This window comes from Dyella sp. BiH032, assembly GCF_031954525.1.
GTDB lineage: Bacteria > Pseudomonadota > Gammaproteobacteria > Xanthomonadales > Rhodanobacteraceae > Dyella_D.
This window is the reverse complement of sequence record NZ_CP134867.1, coordinates 2,137,209-2,160,720: the sequence shown is the minus strand read 5'-3', so window position 1 is coordinate 2,160,720 and position 23,512 is coordinate 2,137,209. Positions and strand designations below refer to the sequence as shown.

At 68.6% G+C, this 23,512-nt stretch carries 21 protein-coding genes; 8 read left to right on the top strand and 13 right to left on the bottom strand.

Going from position 1 to position 23,512, the window contains the following annotated elements; translation table 11 throughout:
• Nucleotides 1-397 precede the first annotated feature (397 nt).
• The 6 genes from RKE25_RS09525 (at nt 398) to RKE25_RS09500 (ending at nt 7,074) form a co-directional block, all read left to right on the top strand.
• On the top strand, nt 398-1,834 hold the full coding sequence (locus RKE25_RS09525; protein WP_311841988.1) for a phospholipase: 1,437 nt from the start codon (nt 398-400) through the stop codon (nt 1,832-1,834).
• Between the two features lie 152 nt (nt 1,835-1,986).
• Nucleotides 1,987-2,541, top strand: a complete 555-nt coding sequence (locus RKE25_RS09520) for an RNA polymerase sigma factor (RefSeq protein WP_311841987.1) — start codon at nt 1,987-1,989, stop codon at nt 2,539-2,541.
• Nucleotides 2,538-3,368 (top strand): hypothetical protein, encoded by an 831-nt coding sequence (locus RKE25_RS09515; protein ID WP_311841986.1) that lies wholly within the window; start codon nt 2,538-2,540, stop codon nt 3,366-3,368. The genes RKE25_RS09520 and RKE25_RS09515 overlap by 4 nt, the downstream gene beginning before the upstream one ends.
• Complete coding sequence (locus tag RKE25_RS09510) at nt 3,365-3,961, top strand: YigZ family protein (RefSeq protein WP_311841985.1); 597 nt, start codon at nt 3,365-3,367, stop codon at nt 3,959-3,961. Before RKE25_RS09515 ends, RKE25_RS09510 begins: the two co-directional genes overlap by 4 nt.
• 145 nt (nt 3,962-4,106) lie before the next feature.
• Nucleotides 4,107-5,213: an acyltransferase gene (locus RKE25_RS09505; RefSeq protein ID WP_311841984.1), complete on the top strand. Its 1,107-nt coding sequence runs from the start codon at nt 4,107-4,109 to the stop codon at nt 5,211-5,213.
• An 88-nt stretch (nt 5,214-5,301) separates the two neighbouring features.
• Nucleotides 5,302-7,074: an ABC transporter transmembrane domain-containing protein gene (locus RKE25_RS09500; RefSeq protein ID WP_311841983.1), complete on the top strand. Its 1,773-nt coding sequence runs from the start codon at nt 5,302-5,304 to the stop codon at nt 7,072-7,074.
• A gap of 186 nt (nt 7,075-7,260) precedes the next feature.
• Here the strand turns inward: RKE25_RS09500 and RKE25_RS09495 are convergent, their stop codons facing one another.
• From RKE25_RS09495 to glk, 4 genes are all read right to left on the bottom strand, one after another.
• Nucleotides 7,261-7,989, bottom strand: a complete 729-nt coding sequence (locus tag RKE25_RS09495; protein WP_311841982.1) for a copper homeostasis protein CutC — start codon at nt 7,987-7,989, stop codon at nt 7,261-7,263.
• Complete coding sequence (locus RKE25_RS09490) at nt 7,989-9,038, bottom strand: N(4)-(beta-N-acetylglucosaminyl)-L-asparaginase (protein ID WP_311841981.1); 1,050 nt, start codon at nt 9,036-9,038, stop codon at nt 7,989-7,991. Before RKE25_RS09490 ends, RKE25_RS09495 begins: the two co-directional genes overlap by 1 nt.
• Before the next feature lie 93 nt (nt 9,039-9,131).
• Nucleotides 9,132-12,149, bottom strand: a complete 3,018-nt coding sequence (locus tag RKE25_RS09485; protein ID WP_311841980.1) for a TonB-dependent receptor — start codon at nt 12,147-12,149, stop codon at nt 9,132-9,134.
• 119 nt (nt 12,150-12,268) lie between these two features.
• Nucleotides 12,269-13,225, bottom strand: a complete 957-nt coding sequence (gene glk, locus RKE25_RS09480) for a glucokinase (RefSeq protein WP_311841979.1) — start codon at nt 13,223-13,225, stop codon at nt 12,269-12,271.
• A 429-nt stretch (nt 13,226-13,654) separates the two neighbouring features.
• Between glk and RKE25_RS09475 the strand changes: the two genes are divergently transcribed.
• Entirely contained in the window at nt 13,655-14,722 is a 1,068-nt protein-coding gene (locus RKE25_RS09475) for a LacI family DNA-binding transcriptional regulator (protein WP_311841978.1), read from the top strand.
• A 74-nt stretch (nt 14,723-14,796) separates the two neighbouring features.
• Here the strand turns inward: RKE25_RS09475 and RKE25_RS09470 are convergent, their stop codons facing one another.
• From RKE25_RS09470 to RKE25_RS09430, 9 genes are all read right to left on the bottom strand, one after another.
• Nucleotides 14,797-15,003: a cold-shock protein gene (locus RKE25_RS09470; protein ID WP_311842368.1), complete on the bottom strand. Its 207-nt coding sequence runs from the start codon at nt 15,001-15,003 to the stop codon at nt 14,797-14,799.
• Between the two features lie 161 nt (nt 15,004-15,164).
• On the bottom strand, nt 15,165-15,908 hold the full coding sequence (locus RKE25_RS09465; RefSeq protein WP_311841977.1) for an S-methyl-5'-thioinosine phosphorylase: 744 nt from the start codon (nt 15,906-15,908) through the stop codon (nt 15,165-15,167).
• Between the two features lie 34 nt (nt 15,909-15,942).
• Nucleotides 15,943-16,497 (bottom strand): NADPH-dependent FMN reductase, encoded by a 555-nt coding sequence (locus RKE25_RS09460; protein ID WP_311841976.1) that lies wholly within the window; start codon nt 16,495-16,497, stop codon nt 15,943-15,945.
• Nucleotides 16,498-16,513: 16 nt separating this feature from the next.
• Nucleotides 16,514-17,077, bottom strand: coding sequence for a hypoxanthine-guanine phosphoribosyltransferase (locus RKE25_RS09455; protein WP_311841975.1), 564 nt, complete (start codon nt 17,075-17,077; stop codon nt 16,514-16,516).
• A complete protein-coding gene (nagZ, locus tag RKE25_RS09450) occupies nt 17,074-18,090 on the bottom strand; it encodes a beta-N-acetylhexosaminidase (protein ID WP_311841974.1) in 1,017 nt (338 codons plus the stop codon). The genes RKE25_RS09455 and nagZ overlap by 4 nt, the downstream gene beginning before the upstream one ends.
• A complete protein-coding gene (locus tag RKE25_RS09445) occupies nt 18,090-18,617 on the bottom strand; it encodes a CYTH domain-containing protein (RefSeq protein ID WP_311841973.1) in 528 nt (175 codons plus the stop codon). Before RKE25_RS09445 ends, nagZ begins: the two co-directional genes overlap by 1 nt.
• Nucleotides 18,618-18,622: 5 nt before the next feature.
• On the bottom strand, nt 18,623-19,936 hold the full coding sequence (gene rlmD, locus RKE25_RS09440) for a 23S rRNA (uracil(1939)-C(5))-methyltransferase RlmD (RefSeq protein ID WP_311841972.1): 1,314 nt from the start codon (nt 19,934-19,936) through the stop codon (nt 18,623-18,625).
• A gap of 70 nt (nt 19,937-20,006) precedes the next feature.
• Entirely contained in the window at nt 20,007-20,618 is a 612-nt protein-coding gene (locus RKE25_RS09435) for a YdbL family protein (RefSeq protein ID WP_311841971.1), read from the bottom strand.
• A 71-nt stretch (nt 20,619-20,689) separates the two neighbouring features.
• The gene (locus RKE25_RS09430; protein ID WP_311841970.1) at nt 20,690-22,711 is read right to left on the bottom strand and encodes a hypothetical protein; all 2,022 of its coding nucleotides are present in this window, start codon (nt 22,709-22,711) and stop codon (nt 20,690-20,692) included.
• A 45-nt stretch (nt 22,712-22,756) separates the two neighbouring features.
• On the opposite strand from RKE25_RS09430, the gene RKE25_RS09425 reads away from it, so the two are divergent.
• Nucleotides 22,757-23,512, top strand: coding sequence for a response regulator (locus RKE25_RS09425; RefSeq protein WP_311841969.1), 756 nt, complete (start codon nt 22,757-22,759; stop codon nt 23,510-23,512).

Here is a 23,512-nt window from a genome sequence, read left to right as displayed (position 1 = left end):
TTTTCGATTCGGGCATGGATGCCCGATCGAAAAGCCCGGCCAGCCCTCAACGCACCCGCAGCAGCGTAGGCTGCGGAGGGCGCCGCGCAGGGTGCCCTTCTTCTTGGTTACTTCTTCTTGGGCAAGCAAGAAGAAGTAACTCGCTCTCCGGCAGGAGAGCGAAACCCTCGCCCCGGCAGGGGCGAGACACGACTGGCGATATCGCGACGACCAAGCGATACCGCCACCGGATAACTCGCTACGCTCGCCCCGTCGGGGCCGCCCTCCGCCAACACAAACCAGGCTCGCCAGACCCAAAAAAAGCAAAAAAAAGCCCTACCCGTCGCAACCCAAGCGACAACAACCAGGCATCCTACAAACCACAAAACCCCCACTCCAAAACCAAACAGCGAAGCCCATGACCACCCTCGTCTTCGTCCACGGCTGGAGCGTCACCAACACCTCGACCTACGGCGCCCTCCCCGCGCGCCTGCAACAGCAGGCCGCCGCACAGGGGATGGGCCTGCGGATCGCCGACCTGTGGCTGTCCAAATACGTGAGCTTCGACGACGCCGTCACCATGGCCGACCTCGTGCGCGCTTTCGATCACGCGCTGCGCGATCTCCATCTCACCGGGCCCAGCTTCGCCTGCATCACCCACTCCACCGGCGGTCCGCTGGTGCGCGAGTGGCTGCGCGCGCAGCGCGACCGGCCCGGTGCGTACAGCACCATCAAGCTCACGCACCTGGTCATGCTGGCGCCGGCCAATTTCGGCTCCGCGCTGGCGCAGCTGGGCAAGGGCCTGCTCGGGCGGTTGCGCTCGTGGTTCGATGGCGTGGAACCCGGGCAGCGGATTCTCGACTGGCTGGAACTGGGCAGCCGCGAATCGCTTTCGCTCAACGTCGACCACATCCACGGTCCGGATCCCGCGGCACGGGGACAGTTTCTCTTCGCGCTGGCCGGCGACCGGCCGGACCGCTCGATGTACGACCACATCAACAGCTACACCGGCGAGGACGGCTCCGACGGCGTGGTGCGCATCGCCGCGACCAATCTCAACGCGACGCACGCGGTGCTTTCGCTCAATCAGGCCGGCGCGAACAGCGACGTGCTCGCGCTGAATCTCACGCGCGCGCCGCGCACTGCGTTCAAGCTGGTTCCCGGAGCATCCCACTCCGGCGAGGCGCAGGGCATCATGACGGCGGCACCGGCCGCGACGGTCGATGCAGTGCTGCGCTGCCTGCGCGTGGCGGATCGCGAAAGCTACGCCGCGCTGTGCGACGCCTTCGACGCGGAGAACGCACAACGCGATGCCGACAAGGTGGAACTCGAACCGGTGGGCCCCTTCCCGCCGCGCGTGCACATCCACGACCCGCGCAGCCTGCTGATCGTCCGGCTGAGCGACGAAGCCGGCGAACCGCTGCTGGATACGCGCTTCCTGTTCGCCGCCGGTTCGCCACCGAATCCGGACTGGATGCCGCACGGCTTCATGCAGGACCGGCAGGCCAACAGCCGCACGCCCAATGTGATCTCGTTCTTTCTCAACCATGCACTGCTCGCCGGCGACGCGCGCGTGGCCGATCCGACCAACAGCCGCCGCACCTTGCGTCCTGTGGCCGATGGCCGTCGCCCGTACGCGGCGCGCATCCAGCCCACCATCCTCGCGGGGCTGGTGCATCACGCACCGGCCGCGACGGATCCGGCGGACGACCTGTTCGCCGCGCTGGGGCCGCACCAGACCACGGTGCTCGACGTGGTGCTGCCGCGCAAAGTGCACGAAGGCGTGTTCCGCCTGACGCAGAACTTCGCGCCGGAGGACTTCCGGCGTACCGATCCGGGCCCGCTGATCGGCTGAGATACGGTTCGTTCCCCCGCCTTCGTGGCCGGCGACGACCCCATCGCGGCTGCGCCTGCGTTGCAGAAGGCATGCATCGCGCGATCGTCGATCCCCGCCCACGCGTCGCCCCCGCTTATGCCCGCGACCGATTTCGCTTACCCTCGCCCGCCATGGATACCGCGGTGGACGAGGACGCGACGCTGATGCTGGCCTACGCGCAGGGCGACCTGGCTGCGTTCGAGGCCCTCTACGCGCGCCATCGCGGCACCCTCTACCGCTTCCTGCTGCGTACCTGCCACGATCAGGCGCTGGCGGACGAACTGTTCCAGGAAACCTGGAGTCGCGTGATCGCCGCCCGCGAGCGTTACCAGCCGCAGGCCAAGTTCACGACGTGGATGCTGCAGATCGCGCATAACCTGCTGGTGGACAGCTACCGCCGCAAGCGCCCCACCCTCGATGGCGAGGCCGGCGAGCTGGCCCTGGCCCAGGTGGAGGCGCCGGCGCAGGAGCAACCCGAGCACGCCCTGTCGGACTTCGAGCAGCGCCGCCGCCTGCAGATGGCCATCGAACAATTGCCGGACGAACAGCGCGCTGCCGTGCTGCTGCGCCTGGAACAGGAGCTGAGCCTGGAGGAGATCGCCGAGGTCACCGGCGTAGGCCGCGAGACGGTGAAGTCCCGCCTGCGCTATGCCATGAACAAACTGCGCGAGCAGCTGGCCGAATGAATACGCACCGCCCCGACGACGAACACCTGCCCGGCGAAGACGAGCTGGCGGCGCTGTACCGCAAGCTGCCGCATAAAGAGCCCGGCCCCGCGCTCGACGCGGCCGTGCTGCGCGCCGCCGCGCGCGCAGTGGAAGCCGCGGTACCGGCGACCCCGAAACGCCGCGCGCGCTGGCCGGTGGCGCTGGGCAGCGCCGCGGTGCTGGTGCTTGCCGCGGGGCTGGGCTGGCGCATGCGCGACATGCCGGCCAGCGCGCCGCCCGCGACGCCTGCCGCGGTGACGGTGCACGAAAGTGCCGCGGTACCGGCCGCCGCCTCTGCCGCCCAAGCCGCGACCGGGCAGCTGGCCGCCAATGCAGCGGACAACGCGGCTATGCCGCCTCCGCCGGCTGCCGCACCGGTGCTCGCGCAGCGTGCGATGGCGGCCAAGCTCCGCAAGCCGGAGACGATCGCAGGCAATGCCCCCCTCGCCGAGCGCCTCAGCCAAGCGCAGCAGCCTCCCGTGGCCGACTATGCCACCGAGGCGGCGCCCGCGATGGCGGCGCCGAAGTCCGCGCCGGCATTCGCGCCCGGACCCGCTCCGGCAGCGGGCGCGCCCCCCGCCCAGCGCATCGCAGCCGCCACGCCCGCCATGGCGCCGGCGGCGCCCGCACCGGCCGACACGGCGCGCAATGCCGCCGACACGCCCGCGCAGGAGCTGGACAAGATCCGCCACCTCTTCGCGGAACGTCATCGCGAGGAAGCGCGGCAGCGGCTCGCCGATTTCCATCGTGACCATCCGGACTATCCCCTGCCCGACGATCTGCGCGAGCAGTTGCTCACGCCATGAGCGCACCGGCCCACACCCTCGCGGGGCCGTGCCAGCACGTCGAAGAGGTCAAGAAGAGCCGCTTCCTCGCGCAGGCCGCGCCGGTCGAATCGCCCGAGCAGGCGCTGGCCTTCGTGCGGCAGGTGAGCGATCCGTCCGCCACGCACAATTGCTGGGCCTATCGCATCGGCCAGGACTACCGCTTCAACGACGACGGCGAACCCGGCGGCACCGCCGGCCGGCCGATCCTGCAGGCGATCGAGGGCCAGGGCATCGATCGCGCCGTGGTCGTGGTGACGCGCTGGTTCGGCGGCGTGAAGCTCGGCGCCGGCGGCCTGGTGCGCGCCTACGGCGGCGCGGCCGCCGAGTGCCTGCGCACGGCCGAGCGGGTGCCCATCGTCGCGATGGCCCGGCTGGCACTGCATTGCGACTTCGCGGAACTGGCGCTGCTGAAGGCCCGCATGAAGGATGCCGGCGCGCACATCGACGAGGAACGCTTCGGTGCGGATGGCGCCGACCTCGTGCTGAGCCTGCCGGAAAGCCAGGTGGCGGAAGCGCAGGCACGCATCGTGGACATTACCCGCGGCCGCGCCGAGGCACGTCGACTGGACTGATCGCACACGGTTCGCCGGCCGTGGCGAACGGCTCGCCGATTGCCCGCAAAACGCCACGAAGCCTTCTTGCCGGTACCTCACCGGCTTCCCAGAATCGCGCCTTGCGCCGGCCTCCGGCCGCGCCGCCCCAGGGAATGAGGAAGCCATGCACCGCCTGCCCGGTCTAGATCTGCTGCGCGCCATCGCCATCGTGTGGGTGATGCTGTTCCATGCCTATCTGGTCGGCGGCCTGGGCGACTCGTACGCCTGGCTGGAGAACAACGGCTGGATGGGCGTGGACCTGTTCTTCGTGTTGAGCGGCTACCTGATCGGGGCGCAGTGGCTGAAACCGCTGAGCGAAGGACGTCCGCCCGCCTTCGGCCGCTTCTACGCGCGCCGGTTGATGCGCACCGTGCCGGCCTACCTGGCGGTACTGATGGTTTATTTCGTCGTGCCTGCTGCGCGCGAGGCGCCGGGCATCCAGCCGCTCTGGCAGTTCCTTACCTACACCGTCAACTTCCTGATCGACTACCGGCAGAATCAGGCGTTCTCGCACGTGTGGTCGCTGTGCGTGGAAGAGCACTTCTATCTGGCCTTCCCGCTGCTGGCCTGGTGGCTCGCGCAGCTCGGCTCGGCGAAAGCATCCGTCGCCACCTGCCTGCTCGTGCTGCTCGGCGGCCTGGCGCTGCGTGCTTGGCTGTGGCTGCACATGGGCGACCGGCCGTTCGTCGAGGTGATCTATTACCCGACCTGGAACCGCCTGGACGGTCTGCTGGCGGGTGTGGTGCTCGCGACCATCCAGGCGTATCGCCCGGCCCTGTGGGCATCGCTGCAGGCCAAAGCCAACCTCCTGTTGCTCGCCGGCCTGGCGATGACCGGTGCCGCGATCGCGATTTTCCAGGACCGCGCCGGCCTGCTGGCCTCGGTCGTCGGCTATCCGCTGCTGTCGTGGGGCCTGGCGCTGGTGGTCGCGGCGTGTACAAGCCCGGCCTGTCTGCTGAGCCGGCCCGTGCCGGGCGCGGGATGGCTGGCGCTGGTTTCCTACAGCCTTTATCTCAGCCACAAGCTGGTGTTCCATGCCGTGCAGGGCTGGCTTGCCACGCATCCGCAAGTCCAGGGCGTGGCCGCCTTCGCGCTCTACGCCATGTTCACGCTGGCCGGCGGCGCGCTGCTGCATTACACGGTGGAGGGTCCCTTCCTGCGTCTGCGCGATCGCCTGCAGGGCCGGCGCGAATCTCGCACGGCGCTGGCGCCCACATCGGCCGGGGCGTGACCGCCGTGGCGCCACGCATCGCCGGTCTGTGATTGAATCAACTGTCGAGGCCCCCAATCTCGGACGGATTCCGACCGCGGCGACCCCCATGAGCGCATCACAGGCGAACGACACGACTCCCCAACGGCGCCTCGGCGCGCTGCGCCAGCTCTGGCCCTTCCTCAGGCCCCATCGGGGGCTGGCGATCGGCTGGCTGGTCTTCCTGGCGATCTCCTCCGGTTCCACCCTGGTGCTGCCTATGGCGGTGCGGCACATGATCGACCAGGGCTTCGGCGCGGCGAGCGCGGCGACCATCAACCTGACCTTCCTGGGGCTGTTCGGCGTGGCGCTGGTGCTGGCCGCATCCACCGCGGCGCGGTATTTCTGCATCACCCTCCTGGGCGAGCGTGCGCTGGCTTCGATGCGTTCGAAGCTCTACACGCACGTGATCCGCCTGGACGTAAGTTTCTTCGAGCGCAGCCGCGTGGGTGAACTGATCTCGCGGCTGGGCACCGACACCGAAGTGGTGCAGGCACTGATCGGCTCCGGCATTTCGGTCGCGCTGCGCAGCGTGGTGACCCTGGCGGGCGCGGTGGTGGCCATGGTGTGGACGATCCCGCGCCTGGCTGGCTTCACCGCCCTGGTGATCCCCGCGATGATGCTGCCGATCCTGGTGTTCGGTCGCCGCGTGCGCAAACTCTCGCGTGCCAGCCAGGACCGGCTGGCCGACGCGGCCGCCATCGCCAACGAGACGCTCAATGCCGCGCCCGCGGTGAAGGCTTACGCGCGCGAGGACATCGAGAGCACCCGCTACGGCAGCGCCATCACCCGTGCGCTGGCCACCGCACGCAAACGCATCGGTACGCGCGCCCTGCTCACCGCCACCGTAATCGTGTTGATGTTCGGCGCCATCACGCTGGTGCTATGGATCGGCGCGCGCGACGTATTGGCGGGCGACTTGACGCCGGGCCTGCTCAGCCAGTTCGTCCTGTATGCGATCTTCGCTGCCGGTTCGGTCGCCGGACTCTCGGAGGTCTGGGGCGACGTGTTGCGCGCGGCCGGCGCGATGGAGCGCATCGGCGAACTGTTCGCCGAGAAGGCCGAAGTGGCCAGCCCCGCGCAGCCGGCATCCTTGCCGAAACCGGTGCGCGGCGCGCTGCGGTTCGAGAACGTCGGCTTCCACTATCCCTCGCGCCCCGACGCGCCGGCGTTGCACGATTTCGACCTGCGCATCCAGCCGGGCGAGACAGTGGCGCTGGTCGGCCCATCGGGCGCGGGCAAGAGCACCGTGTTCGCCCTGCTGCTGCGCTTCTACGATCCGCAAAGCGGACGCATCACGCTCGACGGCATGGACCTGCGCACGCTGGCGCTGCCCGAGCTGCGCGGCGCCATCGCGCTGGTGCCGCAGGAGACGGTGATCTTCAGCGGCACCGCGGCGGACAACATCCGCTTCGGCCGCCAGGACGCCAGCGACGACGAAGTACGCGATGCCGCACGCGCGGCCGAAGCGCACGAATTCGTCAGCGCCCTGGACGGCGGCTACGGCGCCGAACTGGGCGAGCGCGGCGTACGCCTGTCCGGCGGACAGCGCCAGCGCGTCGCGATCGCGCGCGCGATCCTGCGCGATGCGCCGCTGCTGCTGCTGGACGAGGCAACCTCGGCGCTGGACGCGCAATCCGAAGCGGCCATCCAGCAGGCGCTGGAGCGGCTGGAGAAAGGACGCACCACGCTGGTGATCGCGCATCGCCTGGCCACGGTGCAGCGTGCTGATCGCATCGTGGTAATGGATGGTGGACGGATCGTGGCCCAGGGGACGCACGAGAGCCTGCTGGCGGAAGGTGGACTGTATGCGGAGCTTGCGCGGCTGCAGTTTGCGGCGTAGCAGCTGCTAGAAGTTCCTGCTTCCTGCCTGGGGAACGTTTGGATCTACGAGGCTAACTTCGATCGCAGGATGAGGAGGGGCTCGCGGAAGGTCTCGTTTGCCTAGCGCGGCGCTCGCCCTGCGTCCCGCTTCCACGCTCCGCGCGGCTCTTCACCCCGGCCCTCTCCCCGGCGGGGAAAGGGAGCGTTACTGCAAGGCGGCGACGAGGGCGCGCACCTGCTCCACGTCGCTACGAATTTCGCCGCCTTCCATGTCGTGCAGCTCCGGCCGGCGATGCCGCATGCCGGAGGGCAGCTGGCGCTTGGCCGACGCGTGGAGCTCGGTCGCCCCCGTGGCTGCTACGAGCGCGGCGATGTTCTGCGGGGTGATGCCTGCGCCGGGCATGACTGCGATGCAGCCGTCCGCACGCTCCACCAGCCGACGGATCAACGGCGCGCCGTCGATGGCGCTGGCCCGCGTGCCCGAGGTGAGCACGCGTTCGCAACCGAGCGCGATGGCGTCTTCCAGGGCCTGCTCCGGATCGCAGGTCAGATCGAAGGCGCGATGAAAGGTTACGCCCATGCCACCCGCCGCACGCACCAGCGGCTTGCAGCGCGCGGCGTCCACGCAGCCGTCGGGGTCGAGCACGCCGATCACCACGCCATCGCAGCCCAGGGCGGCGCAAGTCTCGATGTCCCGCTGCATCACTTCGCATTCGAGATCGTCGTAGAGAAAATCGCCGGCGCGCGGACGCACCAGCACGTACAGCGGAATATGCAGCCGCTCGCGCACCATCGCGATCAGCGACGCCGATGGCGTGAGCCCGCCCAATTCCAGGCCGGTGCACAGCTCCACCCGGCCGGCGCCGCCGTCCTGCGCGGCGAGCGCGGAGGCGACGGAATTGGCCGCCACTTCCAGCAAGTAGCGGCCGGCCATCAGTAGACGCTCTTGGAGGGAAACAGGCCGTCCTGCTTCGCGCCATCGCACACCGCGTAGCTGAAACCGGGCTGGATGGCGAATGCGCCGACCTCGCCTTCGCGGTTGATGGCGAGAAAGCCGACCTGCAGGTCCTTGGATGCCTGCGGACGCTTCTTGACGATGCGCATGACCGCCTCCTCGCAGGCTTGCTGCGGCGAGCGGCCCTGGCGCATCAGCTCCACCACCAGGAAGCTGCCGGCGTTGCGGATCACTTCTTCGCCCACGCCCGTGGAGGTGGCGCCGCCGACCTCCCCATCCACATAAAGGCCCGCGCCGATGATCGGGCTGTCGCCTACGCGGCCGCGCAGCTTCCAGGCCATGCCGCTGGTGGTGCAGGCACCGGCCAGGCGGCCCTGGGCGTCGACGGCAAGCATGCCGATGGTGTCGTGGTTGTCCTTGCCGCCCGGCAGGCTCTTCGCGTCGCGCACGCCCTTGCCGTAATCGCGCACCTCGCTGTTGGCGCTGGGCTGGTAATGCGCGGTCTTCAGCCACTCGTGCCAGGCCTTTTCGGACTCCGGCGTCAGCAGCTTTTCCTTCTTGAAGCCTTGTTCGAGCGCGAACTGCTGCGCGCCCTCACCCACCAGCAGCACGTGCGGGGTGCGCTCCATCACTCGGCGCGCGACCTGGATGGGATGGGCGATGTTCTCCAGCGCGGCGACCGCGCCGCAACCGCCGTCGCCATCCATGATGCTGGCGTCCAGGCTGACGTGGCCGTCGCGGTCGGGATAGCCGGCACGGCCCACGCTGTGGTTCTTGAGGTCGGCCTCGGGAATCATCACGCCGGCTTCCACGGCGTCCAGCGCGCGGCCGCCCTTGGCGAGCACAGCCCAGGCCGCGAGGTTGGCGGGCACGCCGAAATCCCAGGTGGAGATCACGCGGGGCTTGCGACCGCCGCCGGCAGGGGCGGCCCCCTTGGCGTCGGCCAGGGCCGGTGCGATGCGGGAGCTCAGCGCCGCGGCGGTGACGCCCAGGGCGGCGGTCTTGAGAAAGCGACGGCGATCGGCCATCGGGCATCTCCTTTTAGGTGAAGAGAAATGACGACCGCCCGAGAGTACAGGCGATCGCCCGCGGCCGGCATGGGCCGGCCGCGGGCTGGCGGCTCAGAAGTCGTAGCTGACGCCGAAGCGCACGTAGCGCGGCGACTCCATCACCTTGACCGTGTCGTACAGGTCATTGAGCTTGTCCGGCGTGTTGTTGCTGTTGTAGCGGGTGTACAACACCAGCGGGCGCTGCTGGTTCAGCACGTTGAATACGCTCAGGTTGAAGGCCAGCTTGTGGTCAGCGAAGGCCGGCCGGTACGTCACGTTGAGGTCGACGCGATAGGTCCAAGGCAGGTCGCCCATGGAGCCAGGCACCGAGGGCTTGCCGTTGCACCAGTGGTAGTACGAGCCGTAACCGTCGGGCTGGGTCTGGTCGGGGCCGAAGAAGCCCAGGCAGTTATGCGGGCCGCCCGAGGCGAGGTTGGCCACGCCCGAGAGCATCCATTCCGGCGAGATGCGATAGGCGCCGTACGCCTTGATCTGGTGCGTGCGGTTGTTGCCGAGCACGCCGTTGGCGCGGTCCATCACGTATGAGTTGTCCCAGTCCTGGGTCACGCCAACCGAGTCGTTGCCGCGCGACACCTGCAGCAGGCCTTCGGAGTTGCCGTAGCTGCGCGAATACACGTAGCTGACGCGGCCGCCCCAGTCGTCCTTGCCCAGCGGATGCTCCAAGAACATCTCAAGCGCGTAGTACTTGCGCTTCGGACCCTGCGCGAAGCCCCAGTCGGCATTGCTCATGGGCACGCGCAGGTAGCCCTGCGTGGTGAGCACGTCGAAGTCGTTGGTCTTGCCCGGGTTGAAAATGTAGCAGGCGCCGCGGTTGGCGGTGATCTGGTCGTCGGTGAGGTTGTACATCGCCTTGGTCTTGGCGATGAGCAGGTTGGAGCTGTCGCAGACGTCGTCGGAGATCTGCCGCAGCACGCGGAAGGTGCCCTTCACGCCGGCGATCCATTCCGGCGTGATCGCCTTGGTGGCACCCAGGATGAACTCGTCCTGGTATTCCGCGCCCAGATTCTTGGACGCCACCGTGCGCGGGTCGGGCGCCTGGCCGGTGTGGCCGTTGACGTCGTAGTAGCCGAACGGCGTCAGGCCGGTGGGCATGCCGTTGGCATCGATGCCGGTGTAGGTGTAATAGGTGCGGTTCCAGGCGTAGCCGGTGGCGCCGTCGTAGGCGGTGTTGTTGTTAATCGCCAGGTAGTAGCGGCCGGCGTTGCCGTAGACCTTCAGGCTGGCGTCGCCGTAGACGTCCCAGCTGAAGCCCAGGCGCGGCGACCAGTTGTGGTTCTGCGAGGTGAATTTCTGCCCGCTGTTGTTGTAGTTGGCGAAGGCGTCGTTGCGCAGGCCGACGTTGAGCAGGAAGCGGTCGGTCATCTGCCAGGTGTCTTCGATGTACTGCGCGTGCTCGACGGTCTTCACGCCCGCTGCGCCGGTCACCACTTCCTTCATCACGTAGTAGCCGTTGCCGCCGGGCGCGCCGATGCCGTTGGCCGGGTCGACCGGCGCGGTGGCGTCGTTGTTGTGCGCATACGTCCAGGTGAGACTGTTGCTGCCCTGGTCGATGGTGCGCGGGGTCTGGTCGTCGATGCCCAGGTTGAGCTTGTGGTCACCCAGGCGCCATTCCAGGTCGATGCGCAGGTTGGTGTTCTGCGAGCCCTGGGTGGGCGCGGGCACCGAGAAGGTGGACTGGCTGTTGCCGACCGGACGGCCTCCGGTGAGCGCCAGGTTCTGGTCCTGGATGTTCTGCAGGTACGGCAGATTCGGGTCGTAGCTGACCGGCGCCGAGTAATCGTGCAGGCGCATCTTGCCGTACATCGCGCTCAGCGTGATGTTGTCGGTGAGGTAGCCGGTGTACTTGACGATGTACGCATCGCCGCCGGTCTTGGTGCGGTCGGAGTACGACTGGAATGCGCCGGCGCGATGGGTCGCATAGTCGAACGCGTAGTTGCTGCCGGAGCCATGCTGCTCGCTCTGGATGCCGGTCAGCTCGAGCATGTGGTTGTCGGTGATGTTCCAGTTGAGCTTCGCGTACCACTTGGGCGTGGTGTACGTGTAGTTGGTGCGCGACGGACTGCTGGCATCGCTGGTGGACGTCTGCGAGCCCTGCTCCTTGTCGGCCTCGGCGGCGACGAAGAAGTACAGGCGGTCCTTGATCAGCGGGCCGCCTACGTAGGCACTGTAGGTGGTGCGCCACGACTTGTCGTCCTGCCGGTACTGGTAGGTCTTGCCGGCGTAACGGTTGCGCGCATAGATGATGTCGTCGGGCGAAGACATCAGGGAGCGCGGGGTCCACTGCGCCTGCGCGCCGAAGTGCCATTCGTTGGTGCCGCTCTTGCCCACCTGGCTGATCACGCCGCCGTCGGAGCGGCCATACATGGAGCTGTAGCCGCCGGTCAGCACTTCCTGCTGGTCGATCGCGCCGTAAGGCAACTGCAGCGCGCCCTGGCCCTTGTAAGGATCGGTCGTGTTGAAACCGTTGATGTAGTACGCGTTCTCCGCGCCGGAAGCGCCGCCGAACGACACCAGGTCGCCGCCGCCACCGATACGGCTGGTGAAGTTCGAGCCGGAAGTGACCGTGCCCGGCGCCAGCAGCGCGATGTCCTCGGCCGTGCGGGCCAGCGGCAGCGCGTCGAGCTGCTGCGCGGTGATGACCGTGCGCGAATCCACGCTGCTCACGTCGATTGGCGGCAAGGCGCTCGCGGTGACCTGCACGCCCTGCAGATTGGTGGCGCCGGCGGCCGCACCGGTGCCGGCGAAGTCCACCTGAGTGCCGCTACTGACGCGCAGCGCGACCTGCTCGTGCGAGGCCACCACCGCGCCCTGGCGCTCCAGCAACACCTTGTAGACGCCGACCGGCAACGCGCCGGCCTGGTAGCGCCCGTCCGCGCCGACCGGAATGCGGCGCGACACGCCGTTGTCACCCTGCACGATCACCGTCGTGCCGCCGGCGTCGCCGGCCACCGTGCCGAAGATCGAACCGGTCGTCGCCTGCGCAAAGGCGGTACCGCTCAGCGCCAGGCCCAGGACGCACGCCAATACGTTGCGGGACAGCTCATGCCCGCGATATTTGATTGCCAACATGCCTGCTCACCTCGCCATGGTTGTCGTTGTCATATCCCCCTCCCGCGACCGCAGCATCGAGCTGCGGCCGCTCACCCGGACTGGACCGGTCCTTGTTCGCGGGCTTGCGCCCGCGTCGTTCACGCGACGTCGCGTGCCTGCAGCCCCGCCGCCCCGAGCACGCCCAGGCGGCCGTGCTCGATCAGGCGCACGGGCACGCCCGCAAGGAATTCACGCATCACGCCCTTGTTGAAGAAGCGCTCGCGGAACTCGCTGCGGGGCAGGAATTCGCTCAATTGCGGCAGGATGCCGCCGGCCAGGAAAACGCCGCCGGAGGCTTTGAACAGCACAGCCAGGTCGCCGACGAAGCCGCCGAGCATGGCGCAGAACACGCGCAAGGTTTCCAGCGCGAGGCGGTCTTCGCCCTCCAGCGCCGCCGCCGTGATGCGCTCGGGTTCGGCGTGCACGATGGGCATACCGTCCAGCTCGCCCAACGCGCAATAGAGATTCACCAGGCCGGGACCGGACAGCACATGCCCGGTGTGAACGTAGTCGCGACCGCGCGAGAGCAGACGCAGCAGGGCCAGCTCCCGTTCGTTGCCCGGCGCGAGGGCGACGTGCCCTCCTTCGCTGGGCAGCACGGTCGCCCCCTGCGCGCCGGGCAGCAGCAGCGCGCAGCCCAGGCCGGTACCGGGTCCGACCACCGCGACCGGGCCCGCCGCTCGCGGCGCGTCGATCACGGCGAGGCTTTCGTGGTCCTGCAGAAATTGCGTGGCGTAGGCAAGCGCCTCGAAATCGTTGACCACGCGCAGATGGCGCAGTCCGAGCCGCTCGCGCAGTTCGGCGAGGCGGACCGGCCAGCGCAGATTCTCCGCCACCAGCTCGCCATCGCGCACGTAGCCGGCCACCGCGATGGAGGCCTCGCTGACCGCATGGCCGGGATAACGCGCAAGGAAATCGGCGAGGATCTCGGCCAGGCCGGGCCAGTCGGCGCCGGCGTAGCGCTCGTAGGCAACGATGCCGGGGACGCCGGCCGGCGCCGCGCCGTCGACCAGGCCGACCCGCGCATGCGTGCCGCCCACGTCTGCCGCCAGCATGATCCGCGGCCTATGCGCCACGGCTCCCCACGCACGATCCCGCATTGGCTCTCCCCGTCACGCGGCGGACACGCGAATGCCGTGTCCCTGTCATCTCGATCGGATGCTAAACCCGAATGGTAACGTTATCAACGATGACGTAAGACACGGTGCGACAGGGGAACTGCACCGCAGACGTGATCGATCGCGGATGGATGTCTATATATAAGGAGTGCGCAGGAGAGGCTTGCATCGTGCGGGGAATCCGAAGACCTCTTTCGCACAACGGCAGAAGCTCGCTCTGGTACGAAGTCCACGGTGATCGTGGTAACGCTACCTAAGCTGCGTCGCGCAGAGCAATCCCGTACGGCGCTGGCGAATGCGCGGATGCTTTCAAGTGCCGCCGCTTGGGCTAGGATGCGGACATCGCCGCCAGGGGAGAGCGTCGCGTTGCGCAGGCCTACGATCAAAGACGTCGCCAGTCTCGCCGGCGTATCGCCGATGACGGTGTCGCGCGTGATCAACCTCGAGCCGACGGTGCATGCCGATACCGTGCAGAAGGTGCGACGCGCGATCGAGGCCCTGCACTACCGGCCGGATGCGACCGCGCGCAGCCTGCGCGGCACGCGCTCGTTCACCATCGCGCTGGTCTACGACGACAACCCCAACGCCAACTACATTCTCAGCCTGCAGAACGGCGTGCTGGCGGCCTGCCGCGAGCGCGGCTACGAGCTGCTGATCTATCCCTGCACCCCAAGCTCGCCGCGACTGGTCGACGAGCTGTCGCTGCTGGCCAAGAACGCCCGCCTCGCCGGCCTGGTGCTCACGCCGCCGATGTCGGAGAACCCGCGTCTGCTGGCCAGGCTCAAGGCGAACGACGTGGCCTACGCGAGGATCATCGCGGCCCGCGGCGATCCGCGCGACGGCGCCCCCTGCGTCTACGTCGACGACCACAAGGCCGCCTATGCCATCACCGCATATCTGATCCAGTTGGGGCATACGTCCATCGCGTTCCTCTGGGGCGACCCGCATTACCGGTCCAGCCCGGAGCGCTACGAAGGCTTCGCCGACGCGATGAAGGAGCACGGCATTCCCGTGCGGAAGAAATACGTGCTGGAAGGTACCTACACGTTCGAGGACGGCTTTCGCCGCGCGCGCAAGCTGCTGGCCGGCAAGGACGCGCCGACGGCGATCTTCGGGAGCAACGACGAGATTGCCGCCGGCGCGCTCGCCGCGGCTCGCTCGGCAGGACTGGACGTGCCGTGGGACCTGTCCATCGCGGGCTTCGAGGACAATCCGTTCTCGCGCCAGGCCTGGCCGGCGCTCACCACGGCGAGCCAGTCGACCAGCGAGATCGGCCGGCACGCAGCGTCCCGCCTGCTGGAGCAATTGCAGAAAGGCAGCCAGCCGGGCAGCGAGCGGTTCGTCCCGGAACTGGTGATCCGCGGCTCCACGGCCCCGCCCCGCGCGGGCCGCAAGGGGCCTGCGCTGTCGCGCACGAAGGCGGCGAGCGCATAAAAAAATCCCGCGCTTTGCGGCGCGGGACTCTTTTGTTTCTGACCGGTGGCCGGCGTCGCCGCCGGCGCGGCGTATCAGCCCGCGATCTCGACGCCCGAAGCCTGAGCGCCCTTCGGGCCCTGAGTCACTTCGAACTTCACGCGCTGGCCTTCCTGCAGACTGCGGAAGCCCTTGGCGTTGATCGCCGAAAAGTGGACGAACACGTCCTCCCCACCGTCCTCAGGCGCGATGAAGCCGAAGCCTTTGGCGTCGTTGAACCACTTGACCGTACCGAAACGCATTGCGTGAACCTCTGAATCATGGATTGGATGCACCATGGCTTCCTGCAGAACCACCACAACCCCTTGGTTCGCCGCCCCTGGCACGGGCGGAAGTATCAACATGTTTGATGGGAAAGCGCAATATGCGGGTGCGTATAGCCGGACGGGATAGGCCGCGATGCTCAGCTTTTGAGCAAAGCCTCCAGGATGCGGGGCACTTCCGCCGTCGCCGCTTTAAGGTGCGCGAAGATTTCGTCAATGCTGATCTCGGCCTCGTCACCGCAGCCAGCGGCGAAATTGGCGACCAGCGCCAGGCAGGCGTAAGCCAGCTCCAGTTCGCGCGCCAGCGCCGCCTCGGGCATGCCGGTCATCCCGACCAGGTCGCAGCCGTCGCGCTTCATCCGGGCGATCTCCGCCCGGGTCTCCAGGCGCGGCCCCTGGGTCGCGCCGTAGCAGCCGCCGTCGACGACGGGCACGCCGGCGCGCTGCGCCGCCTCGATCAGCTCGCGCCGCAGCGATCCGGTGTACGGCTCGCTGAAATCGATGTGCTTCACCTCGACGCCTTCCACGTCGCAGAAGCTGGTGTAGCGGCCGTGCGTGTAATCGATGACCTGGTCTGGCACCGCGATCACGCGCGGCCCCATGTCGTCGCGGATACCGCCGACGGCATTGACGCCGATCACACTTCGCGCACCCAGCGAATGCAGCGCCCAAAGATTGGCACGGTAATTGACGCGATGCGGCGGCACGGTATGGCTCTCGCCGTGACGCGCCAGGAAGGCCACGCGCTTGCCGGCGAAGTCGCCGATCACCACGTCGCCGGACGCCTTGCCGTAGGGCGTTTCGACGCTGTGGCGGGTCGTGTTTTCCAGGCCGGGGAAGCTATAGAGGCCGCTGCCGCCGATGACGGCTAGATCGATGGTCACGAAGGATCTTCCTGCTTGGTTCGAATCGAGAAACTCAGCCGCGCGACGCGGCCACCCGGTCGGCGAAGGCCTGCAGATGGCGGGCCAGCGCGTCGCGCGTGCGCTCGTCCGCGAGCTTGCCATCCGCGATCTTGGTATGCGCCTGGAACACCAGCACCTCGCCCTGCGGCTCGGTCCGCGCGCCGGCGCGGCGCAGCACCAGCCGCAGGGCGTCCTGGGCGCGCACGGTACCGGTGATGCCGGGGCTGGCGCCGACGATGCAGACCAGCTTGCCGGCCAGCGGCGACTTGGCGCGGTCGCGTCCGGCGCGGGAGGCCCAGTCGATGGCGTTCTTCAGCACGCCGCTGATGCCGCCGTTGTATTCGGGACAGGCCAGCAGCAGGGCATCGGCCGCGTCGATCGCATCCTTCAGCGCCACGACCGGCGGCGGGTCGCCCTGCTCTTCCACGTCCTGGTCGAACAGCGGCAGCTCGTGCAGCCGATGGGTGGCGATCCGCATGCCCGCCGGCGCCAATTCCTGCGCGGCCCGCAGCAGCGCAGTGTTGAACGACGCGGCGCGCAGGCTGCCGGAAATGCCGAGAATGTCCATGTGCCCCCAGGTGCGCTCAGCGCAGCGCGTAGATGCCCGGCAGGTTGCGGCCCTGCTCGTAGTAGTCCATGCCGAAGCCGAAGACGTAGCGGTCCGGCAGCTCCACGCCGTTGAAATCCGCCGTGATGCCTTCCACCAGGCGATCATGCCGCTTGCTGCACAGCGTCACCACGAGCACGCGCTTGGCGCCCCGGCGCAGGCAATCGTCGCGCACGGCCTTCAGGGTGTGGCCTTCGTCGAGGATGTCGTCGACCAGCAGGACCATGCGCCCTTCGAGCGAAACCTGCGGCTCGCGCAGCCAATACAGTTCGCTGCCCGAGGTGGTGCCGCGATAGCGCGTGGCATGGACGTAGTCGAATTCGAGGTCGGTGCGGATGGCCAGGGCCAGGTGGCCGCCGAACACCAGCGCCCCGTTCATCACGGTGAGGAATACGGCGCGTTCGCCGTCGAGCGCCGTATCGATGCGGCGGCCCATGTCGGCGATCACGCCCTCGAGGCTGCCGCGATCGAACAGCAGGTCGGCGTTCGCCAACGCGTCGGCGAGCGGCGGAACGGTGGATGCGGAAACGTCGGTGCTCATGCCTTGCCTTCCTCGGCGTCCAGCGCCGTGATGCGCGCGATGAAACGGTCGCGCTGCGGGTTGTCGGTCAATCCTTCCCAGGTGGCGCCCAGTGCGCCGCGCAGGGCGGCCAGCCGTTCCGGCGCCGTGGCGGCGCGGCCCTGCACGGCGGCGATGGCCTCGTCCACCACGTCGGGGAAGCAAGCCAATACCAGATCGCAACCGACGTCGAGATGGGCCGCCACACGCGCGGCCACACCGCCGGCGGCGCCGGCGGCAGCCATGCTGATGTCGTCGCTGATCACCGCGCCTTTGAAGCCCAGGTCGCCGCGCAGGATGTCCCGGATCCAGAGCTTCGAGAAGCCGGCCGGCTGCGCGTCGACGGCAGGGTAGATGACATGGGCCATCATGACCGCCTCCACCCGCGCCTCGATGCATTCGGCGAATGGATGCAGGTCTTCGCGGCGGATCGTCTCCAGCGGACGCGGGTCCACCGCCGTGGCCTTGTGCGTATCCACCGCCACCGAACCATGGCCGGGGAAATGCTTGAGCACCGCGGCCATGCCGCCCAGGTGCATGCCGCGCACATAGGCCTGGCCCAGCTCGGCGGCGGCGGCGGGGTCGGCATGGAAGGCGCGGGTGCCGATGGCGGCGTTGCCGCGTGCCAGGTCCACCACGGGGGCGAAGCTGAAGTCGACGCCGATCGCCCGCATCTCGCTGGCCATCACCCAGGCATGTTCCTCGGCCAGGCGGATGGCTTCGACGGGATTGCGGTCGTAGACAGCGCCCACTTTGGCCAGCGCCGGCAGGCGCGTGAAGCCGTCGCGGAAGCGCTGCACCGGACCGCCTTCCTGGTCGACCGCCACGAGGATGTCCTCGCCGGCGACCTCGCGGATCGATTCGATCAAGGTGCTGACCTGCTCCCGCGAAGCGAAATTGCGCGCGAACAGCAGCACGCCGGACACGCCGGGCGCCACGAGCCGACGCCGTTCGGCATCGGTCAGTTCCAGTCCGGCCAGGCCGATCATCAGCATCAGGCTCGCTCCTCCGCATCGTCGGCATGCCGCTCGGCGGTGGACCAGCGCGAATACGGATGCTCGATCAGGTTGACGTTGTAGTAGCGCGGCAGTGCGCTCACCTCCCGCCCCAGCCAGGTGGGCCGCGGGAAAGGCGCATCCGGCGCATCGAGTTCCACTTCGGCGACCACCAGGCCGGCGTTGTCGCCGAGGAATTCGTCGATCTCGAACGTTACGCCATCCACGGTGACAAGGTGACGAAATTTCTCCAGCACGCCGTCGCAAAGCTCCGCCAGCATGGACTCGGCGTCGGCGACGGGAATGGCGTACTCGAATTCCGCCCGCTCGATGCCCAGCCGGGCCGACTTGATGTTGAGCCACGCGCGGTCGCCGGCGATGCGGGCGCGCACCGAGGCGCGGGACACGCCGGTACGCAGTGCCTCCGCGCCGACGAGATAACCCTGCGCCAGGCGCTCGGTGCTTTCGACCAGGCTGCGCCAGCCGTCGCCGTGGAGGAGGAACTTGCGCTCGATCTCGACGCCCATGGCAGTCAGTCGCGCTCGAACAGGGCGATGGACTCCACGTGCGCGGTGTGCGGGAACATGTCCATCACGCCGGCCGCGCTGAGGCGGAACCCGTGCTTCTGCACCAGGATACCGGCGTCGCGGGCGAGCGATCCCGGATGGCAGGACACGTACACGATGCGACGGGTCTCGCGATGCGGCAGGTACTCCAGCACCTTGTCGGCGCCGGCGCGCGGCGGGTCGAGCAACAGCTTGTCCCAGGGCTGGCGCGCCCAGGACGTGCCGCGCTGGTCCTCGAACAGATTGGCGACCTCGAACCGCGCGTTGGAAATACCGTTGCGCATGGCGTTCGCCGCCGCGCGCTCGACCAGCCCGTGCTCGCCCTCTACGCCCACCACTTCCGCCACGCGGCGGGCGATCGGCAGGGTGAAGTTGCCGAGGCCGCAGAACAGGTCGAGCACCCGGTCGGTGGGCTGCGGGTCCAGCAGTTCCAGCGCGCGGGCCATCATGCTGCGGTTCATGCCGGCGTTGACCTGCACGAAATCCAGCGGGCGGAACTCCAGTTCGACGTCCGGCACGCCCTCACCCGCGTCGATGCGGAACGCGAGGCGCGGCTGCTCCGGCCACAGCGGGTGCACGCTGCTGATGCCGCCCGGTTGCAGATAGATAGCGAAATCGTGCTCCTGGCCGAAGGCCTTGAGCTTGGCCAGGTCGCCTTCGCTCAGGGGCTTGAGGTGGCGGAACACCAGGGCGACCGTTTCGTCGCCGGCCGCGAATTCGATCTGCGCGATGTCGCCCGCGGCATCGAGCGCGCTGACCAGTTCACCGAGCAGGCCGATCTTGGGGCCGAGTGCCGGATGCACGACTTCGCACTGGGTGATGTCGGCGACGAAGCGCGGGTTGTCCTCTTCGCGGAAGCCGACCAGCACGCGGCCCTTCTTCGCCACGTTGCGCACCGACAACCGTCCCTTGCGGCGATAGCCCCACGGGGCATCGACCAGCGGCGGCAGCCATGCGGCGGGGGCCACCTTGCCGATGCGCTCGAAGTTCTCCGCCAGCACGCGCTGCTTGGCGGCGATCTGCGATTCGGCATCCAAGTGCTGCAGGGCGCAGCCGCTGCATTGACCGTAGTGGCGGCAACGCGGTTCGACGCGATGCGGCGAGCGGGTACGCAGCTCCACCGTCTCGGCTTCGTCGAAGTTGCGATGGCGGCGGCGGATGCGCAGCAACACCTCTTCCCCGGGCAGCGCGCCGGAGACGAAGACGGCTTTGCCGTCGACGCGGGCGACGCCGCGGCCGTCGTGGCTGAGGTCGGTGATGGTGGCTTCGAATTCTTTCATGGGACCCGTGCAAAAAGCGCGCGCCCGGATCGTACGGTCCGGGCGCGAAAAGAGGAGAACAGGCGCGGCGTTACTTCTGCTTCCAGGCGCCCGAAGGGTCCTGATAATACCAGCCGGCGCGAGCCCGCTCGATCCAGCCCTTGGCGAAGGTGGCGCGGATCTGCGGCTCCCATTCGGCGTGACCGTTGGCGTTGGCGACCTCGCGGTACAGCGCGCTGCGGTCGCGGTTCTCGTCGGCCACGGTCGCGTTGACTTCGGCGCGCTGGTTCAACGGCACCTTGGAGGCATCGCGCACGGTCACCAGGCCGTCCCGGGTGAAGCCCACCGCCCCGCTGTCGAACAGCGCGCCCAGGCTGCCCTGGAAGCGCTGCTGCATGCGGGCGCGGATCGCTTCGCTCGTGCTGGTCTGGATGCGGATGTCGGGCGTGTCGGCCGCATAGGCGGCGGGAATGAGGAGATCCAGCAGCATCGCCGACGGCTGCTTGCCGGGATTGGCCGGTGCGGGCTTGGCGTCGCTCTCGTCGCCGCTCTTGGCGGCCGGCTTGGCGTTGTCCAGCACCGTGCCGATGAACTGGTCGGCCGCCTTCTGCGCGGCGGCCTCGGGGAAGTACACATTGATGGTCACGCAGCCGACCAGGGCGACGAACAGCGAGGTCAACAGGACATAAGCGAGCTTGCGCATGATCGGCACTCCTTGGATGGCTTGATGCTGGGCGGTCCTCGACCAGAGACGCCGCGCCAGCGAATGAAGGCTCAACGGACTTCAGGCCCGCCGCTTTCCGTCGCGGCCTTCAGACGCCGCACCAGCGTCGGCCAGTCCACCTGGGTCTGGTGGCCCACGACCTGGAGCCGCGGCAGCCCGCTGCCTTCGACGATAGTGTAGCCGTCGCCGTCGCTGTCCAGGCCGCTCATGCGGCACACGCTTCCCTGCAGCACGCAGTTGAGGCCGATGCGCTTGTAGCTGAAATTCTTGAACAGACGGAGCATCGCCCCCTGCAGCCCGGCGGCGATGCCGCCGCCACCCACCGAGACGATGCTGTTGACCGCGCGCTGGCTGATGCGTCCGCCGCTGCCGGCCAGCAGGCGCGCATCGAAGGCGACCGGAGTCCAGTTCACCAGTCGCAGGTTCTGGATCGTTCCGTCCATGCGGCCGGTAATGCTGCCGATGTCGAAGACGCTGGTCATGGCGCCCAGGTCGAGCTGGCGCAGCGTGACGTCGCCGGCGAGCACCGGGCTGTTGCCGAACGGGTCCTGCAGCGACATGCGGGTGACGTCGACGAAGCCGTCGAACACGTTCACCGAAAGCCCGCCTTCGAGTTCGATGCGGTCGTCCACCCAGCGCAGCGCCGGGATCGCGCCGCCGAGGGTGCCGGGAAATTCCGGCCAGCCCATGGCACGGCTGAAAGCCGACATGTCCACGCCGGTGAGCGCCAGGGAGGTGGTCAGGCGCCGGCCCTTGGCGGCGGCCGGTCGCCAGTCGAGGTTCGCCACGCGCAAGCGGCCGTTGAGCAAGGGCACGTCCACCGGCTTCTGCAACCCCAGGCTGCCGTCGCGGCTTTGCCAGGCGGTCTGCGCCGCACCATGCATCAGCCGGTAGATCTGCACGCTGCGCCAGTTCAGCGTGGTGGCGGGACGGGTGCCGCGCGCCGCCCAGTCCATGCCGCCGCGCAGGCCGTCGACAGCCAGGCGCCCTTCGCCGTCGGCCACGTCCAGGCCGTCCGTATCGAAGGAGAACGCGCGGGGACCGTCGGCCGCCAGGTCCAGCGTCGCCGAGAGCTGGCCGGCGATGCGCATGTTGCGCAGGCCGAGCGTAGCCAGCCAGGACTGGCCATAGCGCTGATAAGCCGCGGGGAAGCTGGCCTGGAAACGGTCCAACTTGAGCTTCTGCAGTTCGCCCTTGGCATCGAACGCCAGCGAGCCGTCCAGCTGCATGGCGTCCGCGTCGCCCACGCGCAGCCGGCTCAGATCCAGGGCGCCGTTGCGCGCGCTCGCATCGAGCCCCAGCTGCACCGGGTGATCCGGCAGGCGGGCGTAGATCGGCCCCAGCAGCAGTTCGCCGCCGCGCAGGCTGGCATCCAGGCTGATCCTGGCCGGACCACCGGTGGTATCGACGCTGAGGCGGCCGGAGCCATTGACGCGCTGTCCGGCCAGAGTGCCCGAAGGCGTGTCGAAGCCGACGTCAGCCAGGCCGAACTGGCCGGAGGCCTGTACGCCGGCGTCCTCCACGTCCAGCGCCATGTCGGCGTCCAGTCGCCCGGCGGTCGTGCGGCCTGACCACATGGTCCCGAGCAGGCCCTGCAACCACCCGGCCGGCAGCCCCTTGAGGCTGATCTGGGCGTGCGTGGGCTGGTCGAGCGGCAGCGCCGCACTGGCCAGGGACTTGCCCTGGTTGAGGTCGACCTGGAGGGTGTTGGCCGCCTCGTCCAGCACCAGCGAAAGCTTGGCGTCGTTCCAAGCCCCGCCAGATGCGCCGGCCAAGCGCAGGTCGCCGTCGAACAGCCAGCGCAGATGCGGATCCCGCGATAGCCCGCCGCGCAGGTCCACCCCGACACGCCGCCAGCCAAGCGCCGGCAGTTCGGCCTTGGCGGCGCGGATCGCCAGTTGCAGGCCACCGTCGGCATCCTCGGCGATGCGCACCTGCACGTCCTGCAATTTCACCCCAGGGGCCGCCAATTGCTTGGCTCCGAGCACGATGTCCGCACGGGCGGGAAGCGCCGCGGCGAAACCGAACACGATGCACAAATAGAACAAAAGGTGGCTTGATGTCGGGCGCATGTCGCGCCATTCTGCCAAAACCAGCTGAACGACATGGACTCGTCAATGTTCAACACGCCTTCCAACGGCTCGCCCGCCGGTCCGCCAGGCCGTCATGCGCCCGGTAGTCATGTGCTCCGCGTGCTGGTGGCCGACGACGATCCGGCCAGCCGGCTTTTCCTGGTGGAAGCCATGCGCACCCTGGGCCTGGATGCCGAATCCTGCGACGACGGCCCGGCGGCCATCGCGCGCGGCCGGCAGGAGGCGTACGACCTGCTCCTGCTCGATTGCCGCATGCCGGGCGCCGGCGCGCAGCAGGTGCTGACCGAACTGCGCGGCGACCCCGCGGCTCCCTCCGCCGAAAGCACCGCCGTGGCGACCAGCGCCGAGATGGACGCGACCGAACGGCAGCGCCTGCTCTCCCAGGGGTTCAGCGAGGTGCTGCAGAAGCCCTGCGATCTCTCCGACCTGCGCCGCGTCGTCGCGCTGGTGCAGCCGGACGCACAACCGCTGCTCGACGACGCGCAAGGCCTGGCCAGCGCCGGCAGCGAGCAGATCATGCTCGCCATGCGCGCCCTGCTGCGCGACGAACTGGTGAGCATCTATCAGGAGCTGGACATCGCGCTGACCGACGCCGGCTTCGGCGATCGCCTGCACAAGCTGCGCGGCTCGTGCGGCTTCTGCGGCGCCACGGCGCTGGCGGCGCGAGTAGTGCAATTGCAGGAACGGATGCGCCAGGGGCGCCCGGTGCCGCCCGCCCTGCATGATCGCTTCCGCACCACCCTGCGGCACACCATCGAGGCACTGGTGCCCCGGCCCTGA

Bases quoted from the DNA above. Each gene is read 5' to 3' on its own strand.
- rlmD (WP_311841972.1), bottom strand. From the start codon at position 19,936: ATGAAAGAATTCGAAGCCACCATCACCGACCTCAGCCACGACGGCCGC.
- RKE25_RS09460 (WP_311841976.1), bottom strand. From the start codon at position 16,497: ATGGACATTCTCGGCATTTCCGGCAGCCTGCGCGCCGCGTCGTTCAAC.
- RKE25_RS09455 (WP_311841975.1), bottom strand. From the start codon at position 17,077: ATGAGCACCGACGTTTCCGCATCCACCGTTCCGCCGCTCGCCGACGCG.
- RKE25_RS09525 (WP_311841988.1), top strand. From the start codon at position 398: ATGACCACCCTCGTCTTCGTCCACGGCTGGAGCGTCACCAACACCTCG.
- RKE25_RS09435 (WP_311841971.1), bottom strand. From the start codon at position 20,618: ATGCGCAAGCTCGCTTATGTCCTGTTGACCTCGCTGTTCGTCGCCCTG.
- RKE25_RS09485 (WP_311841980.1), bottom strand. From the start codon at position 12,149: ATGTTGGCAATCAAATATCGCGGGCATGAGCTGTCCCGCAACGTATTG.
- RKE25_RS09445 (WP_311841973.1), bottom strand. From the start codon at position 18,617: ATGGGCGTCGAGATCGAGCGCAAGTTCCTCCTCCACGGCGACGGCTGG.
- glk (WP_311841979.1), bottom strand. From the start codon at position 13,225: ATGCTGGCGGCAGACGTGGGCGGCACGCATGCGCGGGTCGGCCTGGTC.
- RKE25_RS09520 (WP_311841987.1), top strand. From the start codon at position 1,987: ATGGATACCGCGGTGGACGAGGACGCGACGCTGATGCTGGCCTACGCG.
- RKE25_RS09495 (WP_311841982.1), bottom strand. From the start codon at position 7,989: ATGGCCGGCCGCTACTTGCTGGAAGTGGCGGCCAATTCCGTCGCCTCC.
- RKE25_RS09510 (WP_311841985.1), top strand. From the start codon at position 3,365: ATGAGCGCACCGGCCCACACCCTCGCGGGGCCGTGCCAGCACGTCGAA.
- RKE25_RS09515 (WP_311841986.1), top strand. From the start codon at position 2,538: ATGAATACGCACCGCCCCGACGACGAACACCTGCCCGGCGAAGACGAG.
- RKE25_RS09500 (WP_311841983.1), top strand. From the start codon at position 5,302: ATGAGCGCATCACAGGCGAACGACACGACTCCCCAACGGCGCCTCGGC.
- RKE25_RS09430 (WP_311841970.1), bottom strand. From the start codon at position 22,711: ATGCGCCCGACATCAAGCCACCTTTTGTTCTATTTGTGCATCGTGTTC.
- RKE25_RS09470 (WP_311842368.1), bottom strand. From the start codon at position 15,003: ATGCGTTTCGGTACGGTCAAGTGGTTCAACGACGCCAAAGGCTTCGGC.
- RKE25_RS09425 (WP_311841969.1), top strand. From the start codon at position 22,757: ATGTTCAACACGCCTTCCAACGGCTCGCCCGCCGGTCCGCCAGGCCGT.
- nagZ (WP_311841974.1), bottom strand. From the start codon at position 18,090: ATGCTGATGATCGGCCTGGCCGGACTGGAACTGACCGATGCCGAACGG.
- RKE25_RS09505 (WP_311841984.1), top strand. From the start codon at position 4,107: ATGCACCGCCTGCCCGGTCTAGATCTGCTGCGCGCCATCGCCATCGTG.
- RKE25_RS09490 (WP_311841981.1), bottom strand. From the start codon at position 9,038: ATGGCCGATCGCCGTCGCTTTCTCAAGACCGCCGCCCTGGGCGTCACC.